General features: G+C 61.9%; 14 protein-coding genes and 1 pseudogene. 10 read left to right on the top strand and 5 right to left on the bottom strand.

Annotated features, from left to right (window positions below):
- Positions 1-38: 38 nt before the first annotated feature.
- Positions 39-938: a phosphoserine phosphatase SerB gene (gene serB, locus AC0L39_RS08270; protein WP_473262230.1), complete on the bottom strand. Its 900-nt coding sequence runs from the start codon at positions 936-938 to the stop codon at positions 39-41.
- On the opposite strand from serB, the gene miaA reads away from it, so the two are divergent.
- From miaA to AC0L39_RS08245, 5 genes are all read left to right on the top strand, one after another.
- Positions 931-1,887 (top strand): tRNA (adenosine(37)-N6)-dimethylallyltransferase MiaA, encoded by a 957-nt coding sequence (miaA, locus tag AC0L39_RS08265; protein WP_473262227.1) that lies wholly within the window; start codon positions 931-933, stop codon positions 1,885-1,887. The genes serB and miaA overlap by 8 nt on opposite strands.
- Before the next feature lie 133 nt (positions 1,888-2,020).
- On the top strand, positions 2,021-3,808 hold the full coding sequence (gene ilvB, locus AC0L39_RS08260) for a biosynthetic-type acetolactate synthase large subunit (RefSeq protein ID WP_473262225.1): 1,788 nt from the start codon (positions 2,021-2,023) through the stop codon (positions 3,806-3,808).
- Positions 3,809-3,832: 24 nt separating this feature from the next.
- The gene (gene ilvN, locus AC0L39_RS08255) at positions 3,833-4,348 is read left to right on the top strand and encodes an acetolactate synthase small subunit (RefSeq protein WP_473262223.1); all 516 of its coding nucleotides are present in this window, start codon (positions 3,833-3,835) and stop codon (positions 4,346-4,348) included.
- Positions 4,349-4,362: 14 nt separating this feature from the next.
- Positions 4,363-5,382 (top strand): ketol-acid reductoisomerase, encoded by a 1,020-nt coding sequence (ilvC, locus tag AC0L39_RS08250; RefSeq protein ID WP_473262221.1) that lies wholly within the window; start codon positions 4,363-4,365, stop codon positions 5,380-5,382.
- A gap of 19 nt (positions 5,383-5,401) precedes the next feature.
- Positions 5,402-6,001, top strand: coding sequence for a DUF4329 domain-containing protein (locus AC0L39_RS08245; protein WP_473262220.1), 600 nt, complete (start codon positions 5,402-5,404; stop codon positions 5,999-6,001).
- 164 nt (positions 6,002-6,165) lie between these two features.
- On the opposite strand, the gene AC0L39_RS08240 is transcribed toward AC0L39_RS08245, so the two are convergent.
- Positions 6,166-6,561, bottom strand: coding sequence for a hypothetical protein (locus AC0L39_RS08240; RefSeq protein ID WP_473262218.1), 396 nt, complete (start codon positions 6,559-6,561; stop codon positions 6,166-6,168).
- 118 nt (positions 6,562-6,679) lie between these two features.
- Positions 6,680-7,162 carry a YHS domain-containing (seleno)protein gene (locus tag AC0L39_RS08235; protein WP_473262217.1) on the bottom strand — a complete coding sequence of 161 codons (483 nt, stop codon included), beginning with the start codon at positions 7,160-7,162 and terminating at the stop codon, positions 6,680-6,682.
- 275 nt (positions 7,163-7,437) lie between these two features.
- Here AC0L39_RS08235 and AC0L39_RS08230 point away from each other — a divergent pair, with 275 nt between their 5' ends.
- The 3 genes from AC0L39_RS08230 to AC0L39_RS08220 all read left to right on the top strand — a co-directional run bounded on the left by AC0L39_RS08230 (position 7,438) and on the right by AC0L39_RS08220 (position 9,852).
- Entirely contained in the window at positions 7,438-8,586 is a 1,149-nt protein-coding gene (locus tag AC0L39_RS08230) for an alpha-hydroxy acid oxidase (protein ID WP_473262216.1), read from the top strand.
- A 35-nt stretch (positions 8,587-8,621) separates the two neighbouring features.
- Positions 8,622-9,083: a hypothetical protein gene (locus AC0L39_RS08225; RefSeq protein ID WP_473262214.1), complete on the top strand. Its 462-nt coding sequence runs from the start codon at positions 8,622-8,624 to the stop codon at positions 9,081-9,083.
- Between the two features lie 328 nt (positions 9,084-9,411).
- Positions 9,412-9,852: a hypothetical protein gene (locus AC0L39_RS08220; RefSeq protein ID WP_473262212.1), complete on the top strand. Its 441-nt coding sequence runs from the start codon at positions 9,412-9,414 to the stop codon at positions 9,850-9,852.
- Positions 9,853-9,947: 95 nt separating this feature from the next.
- On the opposite strand, the gene AC0L39_RS08215 is transcribed toward AC0L39_RS08220, so the two are convergent.
- Positions 9,948-10,502 (bottom strand): YHS domain-containing (seleno)protein, encoded by a 555-nt coding sequence (locus tag AC0L39_RS08215; protein WP_473262211.1) that lies wholly within the window; start codon positions 10,500-10,502, stop codon positions 9,948-9,950.
- A gap of 341 nt (positions 10,503-10,843) precedes the next feature.
- Here AC0L39_RS08215 and leuA point away from each other — a divergent pair, with 341 nt between their 5' ends.
- Complete coding sequence (gene leuA, locus AC0L39_RS08210) at positions 10,844-12,529, top strand: 2-isopropylmalate synthase (protein ID WP_473262210.1); 1,686 nt, start codon at positions 10,844-10,846, stop codon at positions 12,527-12,529.
- Here leuA and AC0L39_RS08205 read toward each other — a convergent pair.
- Positions 12,519-14,346 (bottom strand): annotated as a pseudogene (locus tag AC0L39_RS08205) (DEAD/DEAH box helicase). The gene leuA and the pseudogene AC0L39_RS08205 overlap by 11 nt on opposite strands.
- Positions 14,347-14,641: 295 nt before the next feature.
- On the opposite strand from AC0L39_RS08205, the gene AC0L39_RS08200 reads away from it, so the two are divergent.
- A complete protein-coding gene (locus tag AC0L39_RS08200; protein WP_473262208.1) occupies positions 14,642-15,421 on the top strand; it encodes a DUF2189 domain-containing protein in 780 nt (259 codons plus the stop codon).
- The last annotated feature ends 121 nt before the right edge of the window (positions 15,422-15,542 follow it).

Here is a 15,542-nt window from a genome sequence, read left to right as displayed (position 1 = left end):
CAATCAAAACGCTTTTTTCGGCCGGCTCGATTTGCACTTCAATCCGCCACCCAATCTTGCGCTGGAATGCCGAGCAAGGAAAGCACCGCGGTCAGATCGCCGCGGTCGATCCGGCCATTGGCTGCTGCGCGCGCCTTGGGCTTGGCGCGGCAGGCAAAACCGTAGGTCGCAGCCTCGATCATCGGAATGTCGTTGGCGCCGTCGCCCGTCGCGAGGCTGAGAGCGCCCTGCCCCAGCGCCGCCGCTTCTGCGCCAAGCACCGCTTTCTTCGTCCGCGAATCGGTGATCTCGCCTTGAAGCATTCCGGTGAGCTTGCCCTCGGCAATTTCGAGCCGATTGCCCACGACCCGGTGAAATCCGAGGCTGTCACCCACGGGATCCGCAAAATGATGGAACCCGCCCGTTACCAGCACGCACCGCGCACCGTGCGACGCAAGCGTCGCGGTCAGCGTTTTCGCACCAGGCGTCGCCCTGATCCGGTCTTCGATACAATTCTGGATCGCGCTTTCATCGAGGCCCGCAAGCAGCGCAACCCGCTCCCGCAAAGCTGCCTCGAAATCGAGCTCGCCCTGCATCGCGCGTTCGGTGATGGCCGCGATCTGCGGCTTGATCCCGGCATAATCGGCGAGTTCGTCGATGCATTCCTGCCCGATCATGGTCGAATCCATGTCTGACACGAAGAGGTGCGGGACAGCGATCTCATTTGCGCTCACCAGCGCATCGGTCGGCGCGAAGAACTTGTCGATGCCCGCCAGCACCGTTGCGGGTTCGGCCTCGGCAAAGCTTAATTGCAGCACGTCGCCGCCAGTATCGAGCATCACTGCCGAGGCGAGCGGCATGCCTTCATTTGCGAAAGCCTCTGCCGCTGCATCAAGGCGTGTTTCAAGATCGCCGGTTTCCCCATTGTCAGTGTCTGCTATCAGGCGGGCAATGAGCACTAAGAAAACTCCGAAATCGTCGTCACAGGACCGGCTCGCGCTCATCGCAGGGCCGACCGCAACCGGCAAGAGTGCAATTGCGCTCGAACTGGCGGACGCCCGCGCGAAGGTGAAACTCGACACTTGGATCATCAATGCGGACAGCATGCAGGTTTACAAGGATATCCCGATCCTGTCCGCCGCACCGAGCGAGAAAGAGCAGAAGAAATATCCGCACCGCCTCTATGGCGAATGGGACGGCGCGGACAGCTGCTCTGCCGCCGACTGGGCGCGCCGGGCCAAGGAAGTCATCGCCGAAGCGCATGAAGCAGGCGCGCTACCGGTGCTGGTCGGTGGCACGGGCATGTATATGAAAGTCCTGCTCGAAGGCATCGCGCCCATCCCGGCAATCGATCCGGAAGTCCGCGAGGTCACCCGCTCGCTTGATCCGCAGAGCGCCTACGCCGCCCTGATGATCGAAGACCCGCAGCGCGCAAGCGAGCTTGAACCGGGTGACAGCCAACGCATCGCCCGCGCGCTCGAAGTGAAACGCTCGACAGGGGTGACGCTGGGCGACTGGCAGCTCGCCAAGACCGGCGGGATCGGCGATTATGTCGATCTGCACGCGGCGGTCGTCTTGCCCGAGCGGCAGTGGGTTTACGACCGGTGCGACCAGCGCTTTGAAGCGATGCTGAAGGACGGTGCGATTGGCGAGGTCGAGGCGCTGCTTGCGCGCGGTCTGCCCGCTGACCTGCCAGTGATGCGAGCCATCGGCGCGCCCGAAATCTCCGCGTACCTTGCCAAGGAGATCGACCGCGAAGAGCTGACCGCGCGCGGCCCGCAGGCCACGCGCAATTATGCAAAGCGCCAATTTACGTGGTTCAGGCGGCAGACGCCGGAAGATTGGACGCGCGTCGAGTCTGAAAATATCGCCGTGGGTGATATTTTCGCATCTTTATTGCGTGATTAACGGTTGACACGTTAGAATGTAATGAATAGCGGTGCTCATCCCGGCCCGACGCATTCCCCCTGCGCCGGGCCTCGTCTTTTGGTAGAAGCGCTGGCGAAATACCGGGCCATTGCGGTCCTTGAGTAACAGCGAAGTGAAGGAAGTATCCGTGTCGGAGCAGCCCAAGCCGGACAAACAGACCGGCGCCGCCATCCTGACCCAGAGCCTCGTCGATCAGGGAGTCGAGTTCGTTTTCGGCTACCCCGGCGGCGCAGTCCTGCCGATTTACGACGAGCTGTTCGGCGATGAGCGCCTGCGTCATATCCTCGTGCGTCACGAGGCCGGTGCTGCCCACGCCGCCGAAGGCTATGCCCGCGCGACCGGCAAGCCGGGTGTGGTGCTCGTGACCTCGGGACCGGGCGCAACCAATGCGGTGACCGGCATTGCCGATGCGTTCATGGATTCCATCCCGATGGTCGTCATCACCGGGCAGGTTCCTACCGCGCTGATCGGGACCGATGCGTTTCAGGAAGCCGATACGGTCGGCATCACCCGCCACTGCACGAAACACAACTACCTCGTCAAAGACCCGGCTGACCTCGCCGCGACAATCGAGGAAGCGTTCCGCATCGCCACTACCGGCCGCCCCGGCCCGGTCGTCGTCGACATCCCAAAGGACGTGCAGATCGCCGTCCCTTCGATGAGCCGCGCCTCCAAACTGACCGCATCGCACCGTTATGCACCGCAAATGGCAGCCTCGCCCGAGCACATCATCGAAGCGGTCGAGATGATCCAGAAGGCGGAGCGCCCGGTGTTCTACACTGGCGGCGGCGTGATCAATTCCGGCCCGGAGGCATCGGAGCTTTTGCGCCAGTTCCAGGACATCACAGGCGCGCCTGTCACCTCGACGCTGATGGGCCTTGGCTGTTTCCCCAACACGCATCCCGACTGGCTCGGGATGCTGGGGATGCATGGCACGTTCGAGGCGAACATGGCGATGAATCGCTGCGACGTGATGGTCTGCATCGGCGCGCGCTTCGATGACCGGGTGACCGGCAGGCTCGATGCGTTCTCGCCCGACAGCACAAAAATCCACATCGATATCGACCGCTCCTCGATCAACAAGAACGTGCCGGTCGATCTCGGCATTGTCGGCGACTGCGCGACAGTGCTTGGACAGATGATCGACGCATGGGGCGACAAGCGCGCGCAGGACCTTGGCGAGTGGAAGGCGCGCATCGCCGGTTGGCGCGCCCGCGAATGCCTCGCCTATCCTGAAAAATCGAAGAAACACCCCGGCGCCATCATGCCGCAAAAGGCGGTCGAGCGGCTCTATGCCCTCACCCACGAACGCTCGCCGATCATCACCACCGAAGTTGGCCAGCACCAGATGTGGGCGGCGCAATATTTCGGCTTCGACAAGCCAAACAAGTGGCTCACCAGCGGCGGGCTCGGCACGATGGGGTATGGGATGCCCGCCGCCATCGGCGCGCAGCTTGGTTTTCCCGACGCTCTGGTGATCGATATTGCGGGCGAGGCCTCGATCCAGATGAACATTCAGGAGCTTGGCACGGCAAGCCAGTACCGCCTGCCGATCAAGGTCTTCATCCTCAACAACGAATATATGGGCATGGTCCGCCAGTGGCAGGAACTGACCTATGAAAGCCGCTATTCGAACAGCTATTCGGACAGTCTGCCCGATTTCGTCCGCCTCGCCGAAGCGTATGGCTGGAAGGGTATCCGGATCGAAGGCGACGATCAGCTGGATGCGGGGATCGAGGCAATGCTGGCGCATGACGGCCCGGTGATCGTCGATTGCTGCGTCGCGCAGGACGCCAATTGCCTGCCAATGATTCCGTCAGGTGCAGCGCACACCGAAATGCTGCTTTACGGCGATCAGGTCGACGGCACGATGGATGACGAGGCGAAGGCGCTGGTCTAGGCGCGGCGCGAGGGGAAACCGACAATGAAAATCAAAAGCGCCGCCTCCGAGCGCCACGTGCTCAACGTGACGGTCGATAACGAGCCGGGAATCCTCGCCAAGATCACCGGGCTGTTCACCGCGCGCGGCTATAATATCGACAGCCTCACCGTGGCCGACATCTCGGACGATCACGCGATCAGCCGGATCACGGTCGTAACCAACGGCCCGCCCGAGGTGATCGACCAGATCGAAGCGCAGCTGGAACGTCTCGTACCCGTCCACGGCGTCTCCGACCTCACCACCGCCGGCCCGCATGTCGAGCGTGAGCTTGCTCTCATCAAGGTTGCGGGCACGGGCGACAAGCGGGTCGAGGCGCTGCGCGTTGCGGATATCTTCCGCGCCAGTGTGGTCGATACGACCACCGAAAGCTTCGTATTCGAGCTGACCGGTGCGCCGGACAAGATTGACAGTTTCATCGGCCTCATGCGCGACCTCGGCCTCGTCGAGGTTGGCCGTTCAGGCGTTGTGGGAATGATACGCGGCGCGGCAGGCGCCTAAGGAGAATAAAGCAAATGAAAGTCTATTACGACGCCGACGCCGATCTCGGCCTGATCAAATCGAAGAAGATCGCCGTTCTCGGTTACGGTTCGCAGGGCCACGCCCATGCCCAGAACCTGCGCGACAGCGGGGTCGAAGACGTCGCCATCGCCCTGCGCGAAGGCTCCAAGACCGCCAAGAAGGCCGAGGATGCAGGCTTCACGGTGCTCTCCAACACCGAAGCGGCCAAGTGGGCCGATATTCTCATGGTCCTTGCCCCGGACGAGCATCAGGCAGGCATCTGGGAAAACGACCTCGCCGGACACATGAAGCCGGGCAGCGCGCTCGCCTTTGCGCACGGGCTCAACGTGCATTTCGGCCTGATCGAGCCGCAGGACGATATCGACGTCATCATGATCGCGCCCAAGGGCCCGGGCCACACCGTGCGCAGCGAATACCAGCGCGGCGGCGGTGTGCCGTGCCTCATCGCCATCCACCAGGATGCCAGCGGAAGCGCGCATGACGTCGCGCTTGCCTATGCCAGTGGTGTCGGCGGCGGGCGCTCCGGCATCATCGAGACCAATTTCCGCGAGGAATGCGAAACCGACCTGTTCGGGGAGCAGGCCGTGCTGTGCGGCGGGATCACCCACCTGATCCAGGCTGGGTTCGAAACCCTGACCGAAGCCGGATACGCGCCCGAAATGGCCTATTTCGAGTGTCTCCACGAAACCAAGCTGATCGTCGACCTGCTGTACGAAGGCGGCATTGCCAACATGCGCTATTCGATCTCGAACACGGCGGAATACGGCGACATCAAGACCGGTCCGCGGATCATCACCGATGAGACCAAAGCCGAAATGAAGCGCGCGCTCGCCGATATCCAGTCGGGCCGGTTTGTGAAGGACTTCGTGCTCGATAACCGCGCGGGCCAGCCCGAACTCAAGGCGAGCCGCAAGACCGCCGAGGCGCATCCGATCGAAAAGACCGGAGCCGAGCTGCGCGCCATGATGCCGTGGATCAGCGCGAACAAGCTGGTCGACAAATCAAAGAATTAGCGCCACTTAGCCGGGTGATATGTCGATCTCCCGCAACAATGCCCTGATCCTTGCCGGGTGTGCGGTGGTCTGGCTGCTGATCGTAATCCGGATCGCCAATCGCGAACCGGTTTACGAACAGCGCGAGACCATCGCCGCGCGCTCGGACGTGCAGACCTACGCCCGCCAGCAATTGAACGACCTTCAGCGGCGCTCCTTCAGCGAGAGGCGCGAATTTTGCGGTGTCATCGTCGAGAACGAGCTGGGCCAGCTCTCGACCATGACCATCAGTGAAGGCGACATTGCGAGCTGCGAGTACGATTACAAAGGGCAAGTCGGCATCACCCCTATCGCCAGTTTTCATACGCATGGCGGCGCCAGCATCGTTTACGATGACGAGGCGCCCTCGCTGCAAGACCTGCAAAGCGACATCGCGAGCCGCATGGACGGCTATCTCGCAACGCCGGGCGGGCGGTTCTGGCGGATCGACTGGCAATCGCAAACCGCCAACCTGATCTGCGGCGAAGGCTGCCTCCAAATGGATCCGAATTACGAACCCTGCCCGGCCTACACTCCGGCGCGGCAATACGACATCAAGCGGCTCCAGGCGCGGTATCGCAGCACTCCTGCACGCTGTTAGGGCTGTCTTGGCACAGCGAACGACCCGCGAGAGCTTTCGCTCTGCGGGCCGCTGCTTCCTCCTAATTTCGTGGACCGTAACGCGGTCCGCAGATCGTTTCAAAAAAGGTGTGACCGGAACACCTAGGAGGAAGTAAATCCCGGCCACACCCTGGTGGCGCACCGTCAGGCTTTCGGTGCGCAAGCTCCAGCTTCACAGGCGGCGGCTTCACAGCCGGCAGCTTCACAGGCGCTGGCTGCACAGGCGTCGCCCGCCGCTTCACACGCTGCCGCGCCGCAAGCTGCGGCATCGCAGGCCGATGCACCGCAGTCGGCTGCATCACAGGCCGCTCCGCAGGCACTTGCTGCACAAGCAGCGGCTGCACAGGCATTGGCCTTTGCTTCCTTGGCGGCCTTGCGCTCTGCCCGGGCCTGGGCCCGCTTGTCGGCATAGCTGCTCGATGAACTGCTCGAGGCGCTCGGGCCGCACGGTGCATCTGCAAGCGCTGGCGCTCCGACACTGGCGACCGCGAGGCCGCCTGCGACCATCAGCATTTTGGCGAGGCTCTTCGAATTCGACATTAGTATTTCCTTTCAAGCATCCGTTTCGTGTTCTGGAATTCTCGTATTTCGTTGGTATCGGGCACCCCGGCTCGAAGGGGGTCAGGGTGATGCCGGAGTGCCCAATTCGGTGTTGCGATCAGTCGCCGAAGCGCTTGCCATCGGGAATGGTTGTCCAGGCGGCATTCGCTTTGGCGATGAAGCCGGGGATATCCTTCAGCCACATGCTCTGAACCTGCTTGTTCACATTGAGGTAAAGCTTGCCATCGACGATTTTGTAGACCTGCGGATCACCCGGTGCGAGCGAGCCGCGGCTCATCGCCCAAGCGCAATGGCCACCGAATTGCGGGGCATAAGCTGCGGGATTTTCCTTGAACGCGTCGGCGTTGGCCTGGCTGGAAAAGCGGAACTCTGCGTCCATATACTGGACTGTGTAGCGAGCGTCGCCTTTGACCGGGACGCCGTCGCCCTGGAAGTAGCTGACGGTGTCGAAGCCGCCCACGGCAATGTTGCCCTGGTTGACGCCAACAAAGATACCGCCATCGGCTTGAGCGGGTGCGCTGGTCAGCGCGAGCGGCGCGGCAATTGCGGCCGCTGCAATAAGTAAGGTACGAAACTTCATCGGGGTTCTCCTAAAAAATTGGTGAAGCGGCCACCTGGAGGGGTAAGCCTTCGGGCGGGGTCGTCAGGGGATTTGCCAGCAGGGGAACTGGCTTGGGGTTCCTGAAGGCCGCCAAGTGGCCGCTCACATCATGGAGTTCGCAAGCTTCGCGCTATTGGTGACACATGCTGCAAATTTTTTTGGGAAGGGCCGCGACTTATCGGCGGCAATCGCATCGCACTCGACACATTTGACCCAATCGGCCAAGAGTTTCGCGACCAGATTTCAGGACACCGATGCGCCTTTCCGATTGCCACAATATCGACGATTTCCGCCGTCTGGCGAAGGCGCGGCTGCCCTTCCCGGTGTTCGATTACATCGACGGCGCGGCCGATGACGAGCTGACCAAGGCGCGCAATACCAGCAGCTATGAGGCCTGCGATCTGGTGCCGGACGTGCTGGCGGGGGTCGAGGCAATCGATACGTCCTGCACCATTCTTGGCCGCAAAAGCGCGCTGCCACTCATGCTCTCTCCCACGGCGGTCCAGCGCGCCTTTCACTGGCAGGGAGAGACGGCGGTGGCGCAGGCGGCGGAGAAATTCGGGCTATGGTTCGGTATATCCAGCCTGGCGACACGCAGCATCGAGGAGATTGCCGCGCTGACGAATGGCCCGAAGCTGTTCCAGCTCTATGTCCACAAGGACACCGGCCTTAACACGAACATGATCGAGCGCTGCCAGAATTCAGGCTTCGATGCGCTGGCGCTGACGGTGGACACGATTGTGTCGGGCAAGCGCGAACGATGCCTGCGCAGCGGCTTTACCACCCCGCCCCGCTTCACCCCGGCGAGCGTGTGGAGCTACGCCACCCGCCCGCGCTGGACACTCGATTACCTGCTGCGCGAGAAATTCCGCCTGCCCAATCTCGATACGCATGTGACCGAGGGATCGAGCAAGGCGGTGAGCATCGCGGATTATTTCAACACGATGCTCGATACCTCGATGGACTGGGACACGGCAACCGCAATCCGCGAGCAATGGGGCGGGACATTCGTGCTGAAAGGCGTGATGAGCGCAAACGATGCGCGCCGCGCAGTCCAGATCGGCGCGGATGCGATCATGATCTCAAACCACGGCGGGCGGCAACTCGACGGCAGCCGCGCGCCTTTCGACCAACTGCCAGAAATCGTCGATGCGGTCGGCGGCGAGATCGAGATCATTTGCGATGGCGGCATCAGGCGCGGGACACACGTGCTGAAAGCGCTATGCAGCGGCGCGACAGCGGCGTCAGGCGGGCGTCTCTATCTCTATGCGCTGGCGGCGGCGGGACAGGACGGCGTGGAACGTGCGCTCGGCATCCTCAAGGACGAAATCGAGCGCGGAATGCGCCTGATGGGCGTGACCAGTGTCGATCAACTGACCGGGGACCGTATTCGTCCGCGTTAAGCGGCGGGTCAGCCCGCGAGCGGCATAACGCCTTCATGAACCTGCTCTTTTCCGCGATGATCGCGTCTGCGCGCCTTGCCGGGTGCGCCGCAGCCGCCCCTGGCCCTCTGCCCGAAGACCCGGTGCGGGCCGCACCCGCATCTCCTGCGCAAACCTCTGCGGGATTGCCTGCGCCTCCTGAAGTGCCGCCGCAAACGCGCTTGCCGAGTGATCTGCCGCCTTGCCCCGGCATCAATCCTGACATTCGCCGTCCGGCAGGCAGCAATTGCCTCGGCCTCACGCAGGATCAGTGCGGCGCCGACCGTGCGCAGGACTATGTCGGGAAGCAAGGGACACCTGAAATCCGCAAGGCGCTGTCCGATATGGCGAAGGACAAGGCCGGAGGGAATTTCCGCTGGATTCCTCACAATACTCCCGTGATCGAGGATCTGCGCTCCCACCGTTTCAATGTAGAGTTGGATCAGAACGGGGTGATCGAACGGATCGACTGCTATTAGCTTTCGGCCACTCGCTACGGCACACAAACGATAGCGAGCAAATCCCGCGCAAATTCAGTGTAGCGATAGCACCAGAAAATCCCGTGCTCATGTCGTTTGGCGACTGCACAATGAAGTCCCGTGCTGATGCAGCGTGGCGACAGCACAAAAAACCCTGTGCTCATGCAGCGTGGCGACAGCACAAAAAAACCTGTGCTCATGCAGCGTGGCAACAGCACAAAAAAGCCCTGTGCTCATGCAGCGTAGCGATAGCACAAAAAAAATGTCATTAAGGTGAAACGCCAATGTCGCTGTACATTGGGCAGGCATTCACATGACGGAATCGACCATGAAACTCATTTCTGCATCACTGTTTTCATCCGCACTGCTTGTGCTGACAGCTTGCGGCGGCAATGCGGATTCCTCCGACGCGTCGAGTGCGGCGGACGATTTTGCAGCCCGTATCAATGGCGCAGGAGGGTCCGCGCAGCCAGCCGGTGCCCCGCCAACCGTCGCGCAGGCGCTGCCCGGAGCGGCTCCAGGCGCGTTTGCTGCGGGAACGATGACCGACCCGGAGTCGGCCATTTGCGGGGCCAACATGATGGGTCCGTTTATCGGCAGGGTGGCCGATTTCCAGACCCGCATCGATATCGAAGCGCTGACCGGCAAGGCTGGAGATATACGCTTCCTTCGCCCCGGCGGCGAATTCGTGAGGCCGGATGTGACCAATCCGCGGCTCAACATCATGCTCGACAATCAGGATGTGATCCGCGACGCGCGCTGCGGTTGATAACGGCAGAATTGCAATCCCCACACAAAAACCCCCACCAGCGTTCCTCTCGCTGGCGGGGGTCTTGTTTTACGGCCCTGTATCTGGCGGACTGATCAGTCCTGAAAGTGCTCGTCAGGCGAGTGCGTCGGGTAGTTTGTATCCGCCTTCGCGATGAAGCCCGAAATGTCCTTTTCCCAGCGGTCCTGAACGTCTTCGCTGAAATTCAGGTAGAGCGCGCCGTCAACGATTTCGTAGACGTTGGGGTCACCCGGTGCGAGCGCATCGTTGGCACCAATCGCCCATGCGCAATATCCGCCATAGGCCGGTGCGTATTTGGCCGGGTCTTCGATGAATGTGTTGGCGTTGTCTTCGCTGGCAAACTGGTAGTCGTAGCCGTTGTAGCGCACGGTGTATTCTTCCGCGCCTTCGACGGGAACGCCGTCACCTGTAAAATAGCTGACTACGTCGAAACCGGAAACGGCGAGCGTGTCGCCCTTTGCAGCGGTGTGGACCGGGCCGCTTGCCTCACCGCCGAGATCGGCGAACAGGGCTGCTTCTGCCGGAGCTTCGACGGTGGTGGTGTCGGCGGTATCGGCGGTCTCGCTGGCCGGAGCGCTGCATGCAGCGGCGGTGGCGAGCAATGCGATTGCAAAAATGGACTTCTTCATGGGATATTCCTCCTAAGGGTTGGTATTCATTCAAACTCGTCATCGTGATCCGGATAGCCTGTTGCCCGGCGACACATCGGGGTTCGCGCCCTTCCGGCGGAAGGTTACAGCGACGCAAAGATTTGGCGAAAAAAGTCGCGGTGCACCGCGTCAGTCCGGTTGGCGCTTGCGCCGCGCGGAGTAATCGGCAACAACGGAGCGCGATGAAACCAACGATTGGCCTGCTTCTACGACTTACTCGCCCTTGGGCGTGAGCGGCTGCGTGTGACATTGGCGCGGCCCGGCATCCAAGGGAACCGCAGCAGCCATCTCCTCATTGATACCGCGAAAAGTCGTACACCATGAACATGCTCAAGAACCCTTCTGCCAAGTACCGTCCGTTCGGCCAGATCGACCTGCCCAACCGCCAATGGCCGGGACGCCTCATCGAAAAAGCACCGCGCTGGCTCTCGACCGATCTGCGCGATGGCAACCAGTCGATCATCGATCCGATGGACGGGGTGAAGAAAGCGCGCTTCTTCGACCTGCTGGTGGAAATCGGGGTGAAGGAAATCGAGGTCGGCTTCCCCAGCGCAGGCGCAACCGAGTTCACCTTCATCAAGCATCTGGTCGAATCCGGCACGATCCCCGACGACGTGATCGTGCAGGTTCTCACCCAAAGCCGCGAAGACCTGATCCGCACCAGCTTCGAAAGCCTCGAAGGCGCGCATTCGGCCATCGTTCACCTTTACAACGCGGTCAGCCCGGCGTGGCGCGACATCGTGTTCCGCATGTCGAAGGACGAGGTGCGCGAGATCGCCGTGAAGGGCGCCAAAGTGATGCGCGACGAAGCGGCCAAGCGCCCCGACACCGATTGGCACTTCCAGTATTCGCCCGAGACATTCTCCACCGCCGAACTCGATTTCAGCATTTCGGTGTGCGAGGCGGTGATGGAAGTGCTTGCGCCCACGCCCGAACACCCGATCATCCTTAATCTGCCCGCCACGGTCGAAGCAGCGACGCCCAACATCTACGCCGACCAGATCGAGTATTTCTGCCGCAACCTGCCGAACCGCGAAAGCGCAGTAATCTCGCTCCACACCCATAACGACCGGGGAACCGGCGTTGCAGCCGCGGAGCTTGGCCTGATGGCTGGCGCGGACCGGGTAGAGGGATGCCTGTTCGGAAATGGCGAGCGCACCGGCAATTGCTGCCTCGTGACGATGGCGCTCAATCTCTACACGCAAGGCGTCGAACCGGGCCTCGACTTCTCCGACATCGACCGCGTGATCGAGACGGTGGAATATTGCAATGACCTGCCCGTGCACCAGCGCCACCCTTATGGCGGCGAACTTGTCTACACCGCGTTTTCCGGCAGCCATCAGGACGCGATCAAGAAAGGGTTCGAGGCGAACGACGCTCAAAACGACGAATACTGGCGCGTCCCCTATCTCCCTATCGACCCGGCAGACCTTGGCCGCGATTACGAGGCAGTGATCCGCGTCAATTCGCAAAGCGGCAAAGGCGGCTTTGCGTGGGTACTGGAAAAGAACCACGGGCTGAAAATGCCCAAGAAGATGCAGGCCGATTTCTCCAAGCATGTGCAGCGGCTCGCCGATGGAAATGCGCGCGAACTGAATGCGGACGACATCTGGGAAGCGTTCAAGGCTGCTTATCACGTGCAGACGCCGGACAAGCATTTCCAGTTGATCGACTACGAAGAATCGCGCGCCACTGACGGCACGCGAATCTTCAGCGGCAAGATCGCGGTCGAAGGGCAGGAGCAAACAGTCTCGGGCCGGGGCAACGGCCTCATCTCGAGCGTGATGGACACTTTGCGGGAGGTATTCGGGCTCGAACTCGAAGTGGTCGATTACACCCAGCAGGCGCTCGGATCAGGCACAGACGCGAATGCTGCGACCTACCTGGAATGCGTCGACGCCGAAGGCCGCACGATTTGGGGCTGCGGGATCGACGAAGATGTCGCGACCGCGAGTGTCCGCGCCGTGCTGAGCGCGGCGAACTCCGAGGTCGGCGTCAGCCCTTAGCGGCCTTGCCCTTGTGCGGCTTGCCCTTGAAGGGCTTGCCTTTGCCGCCGCCCTTACCCTTGGACTTGGCGAAATTGCCGGGCTTGCCATCGAACTTGCCGCCAGACTTGCCGTGCGGCTTACCCTTGCGGAACGGCTTGGCCTTAACGTGTCCGCCGGGACCGCCCGGTCCCTCCTTGCGGTTGCGGCGTCCGGCATCGCGCGGGGCTTCGTCGGAGAGTTCGATATGAACCGGCTTGTCGTCCTGATCGGCTTCGGCGGTGCGCTGCACCGCGTCGGCGAACTTGTCGGCATGGGCGCGCGGGATCTGAAAGAACGTCTCGCCCTGTGAGATACGGATTGCGCCGATTTCGTTGCGGGTGACGTGACCGCGGCGGCAGATCAGCGGCAGTATCCAGCGCACGTCGGCGTTCTGGCGGCGGCTCGATATCCATCTTGAACCATACCGTGTCCTCGAAGCCGGGACGCTGGCGCTCTTTCTGCGCATCGCGGCGGGCCTCGGGCGTGTTCGCAGTCAATTCCTCAGGCTCGGGCATCTTGGCGCGGTGCGCCTTCACCAGCATCGCAGCGATGTCCTCCGCGCTGCGTTCAGCGAGGATCTTCTTCGCCAGCGCGCGGTCGGCGTCGTCGAATTCAGCGGGTTCGAGCAACACCGAAAGCAGCCGTTCGTGGTCCTTGGCCTTGATTGCATCGCGGTCAGGCGCATCGGTCCACTCGGCGGTAATCTTGGCATTGCGCAACATGCTCTCGACCCGGCGGCGGCGCGAGAACGGGACGATCAGCACAGCCGTGCCTTTCTTGCCCGCTCGCCCGGTTCGGTACCGGAGCGGTGCTGCAGGGTCTCGGCATCGCGGGGAATTTCGACATGCACGACCAGGCTGACGGACGGCAGGTCGATCCCGCGCGCGGCCACATCGGTCGCCACGCAGACCCGCGCACGCTTGTCGCGCAGCGCCTGCAAAGCCTGATTCCGTTCCTGCTGGGAATGCTCGCCCGATAGGGCCACGACACCAAAGCCGCGTTCCTGCAGCGTCGCGTGAAGGTGTCGCACCTTGTCACGCGTCCCGCAGAACAGGATCGCGGTTTCTGCCTCGTGATAGCGCAGCAGGTTCACCACCGCGTTCTCGATCTCGGGCGGAGATACCGTCACCGCCTGATACGCGATGTCGCCGTGGCCGCGCTCCTTGCCGATGGTGGCAATGCGCAGCGAATTGAGCTGGTAACGGCGAGCGAGTGCCTCGATCGGGCGCGGCATCGTGGCCGAGAACAGCAATGTGCGGCGGCCCTCGGGCGTCGCATCGAGGATCGCTTCGAGCTCTTCGCGAAAGCCCATGTCGAGCATTTCGTCCGCTTCATCGAGCACCGCGACCGCCAGTTCCGACAGGTCGAGCGCACCGCGCTCGAGGTGATCGCGCAAACGTCCCGGCGCGCCGACCACGATGGTCGCACCGCTGCGCAGCGCCTTGCGCTCCTGCGAGGGGTTCATGCCGCCCACACAGGTCGTAACCCGCCCGCCGGCCTTGCCATAAAGCCATGCAAGCTCGCGGCTTACCTGCAGAGCAAGCTCGCGCGTGGGCGCAATCACCAATGCCTTGGGCGGGACCGCAAACGGCACGCGTACCGTCTTCGCCCAGCAATTCGTCCGCAATCGCGAGACCGAAGGCGACCGTCTTGCCCGACCCCGTTTGAGCCGAGACGACGAGATCGCGCCCGCGCGCCTCGGGCTTGAGAACTGCAGCCTGCACATCGGTGGCGGCGACATATTCACGCTCGGCCAGGGCCTCTTGCAGTGTGGATGGAAGTTCGGGAAAGGACATAGGGTATACTCGGGGAAAGATGGTCAGGAGCGCACACGCGCAAGAATGCGGGTGAGCGCAGGCAAATAACCGACAGTATTCAAGGTGCTGGCGGGCGGGACGCACAGCGGGTAGCCGGGCGATCCCGCAGGGAGTTGCCGTGCCTATACGCGATCTTTGCGGCTTTGGCTTGTGAAAAATGCTGCAACAGCGAAGAGACCTTGCGCAAGGTCTCCTGCAATTTGATCCAGCGCAATGACGTGGGGCATACTGATCCGCATTGTCGAGCAGCCTTTAGAGAGAGGAGGCGATACCCATGACCGCGCTAGAGGATGCATTCGAAGCACCGCAGCCGCCCGCCAAGGTCGCAGATGACCTTGCCGTTAGCGATCTCTGGTCCGCGCTTGCCGCCGGATGGAAAGACTTCTCAGCGATGCCGCAATACGGGATCGCGATTGGCGGGGTCTATGTGCTGACGGGTCTCGCTCTGGGCTATCTCGCGCTTGTCATGGGTCAAACCAGCCTGCTGATCCCGGCAATGGCCGGATTTCCGCTAATCGCACCGTTCGTCGCGGTCGGATTGTACGAGGCAAGTCGCCGGCGCGAGGCAGGCGAACAGCTGACTTGGGGCAACGTCCTTGGCGCGCTGAAGGGCAAAGGCGATGAACAGATCCTCTCGATGGGAGTGATCGTGTTCGTGGCGTTCGCCTTCTGGATGATCGTGGCCCACGCCGTTTCCGCGATTTTCATGGCCGAGGCAGGGCCGGGTTCGGAAAGCCTGGATTTCCTCACCACCGATATGGGCATCGCGATGCTCGCCGTGGGAAGCGCGGTGGGCGCGGTGATGGCTTTCGCGTTCTACTCGATGACCGTCATCAGCCTCCCGATGCTGGTGGACAAACCGGTCAGCTTTGCCACCGCCATCATCGCCAGCTTCAAGACTGTGCAATCCAACAAATTCGTCATGCTTGTCTGGGCGATGATCATCGCGGCCGTGCTGTTTACCGCGATGATACCGGCATTCTTCGGACTGGTCATCGCCCTACCCCTACTGGGCCATGCGACATGGCATCTTTATCGCCGGGCGGTCCGCTGAGTTTTCCTACTCGAGAGCGCGGCGTTATGGCGGGTCTCATGGCGCAATTTTCCCCTTCTCCCTCGCGATATTGTTGAGAAGTGGGAGCGGTCTCGTTTTCTCCCCTTGGACACTGTCTCAT

Source organism: Erythrobacter sp. K21-9 (assembly GCF_055808355.1).
Note: the sequence above shows the minus strand (reverse complement) of the source record. Positions and strands in the feature narration are given on the sequence as shown.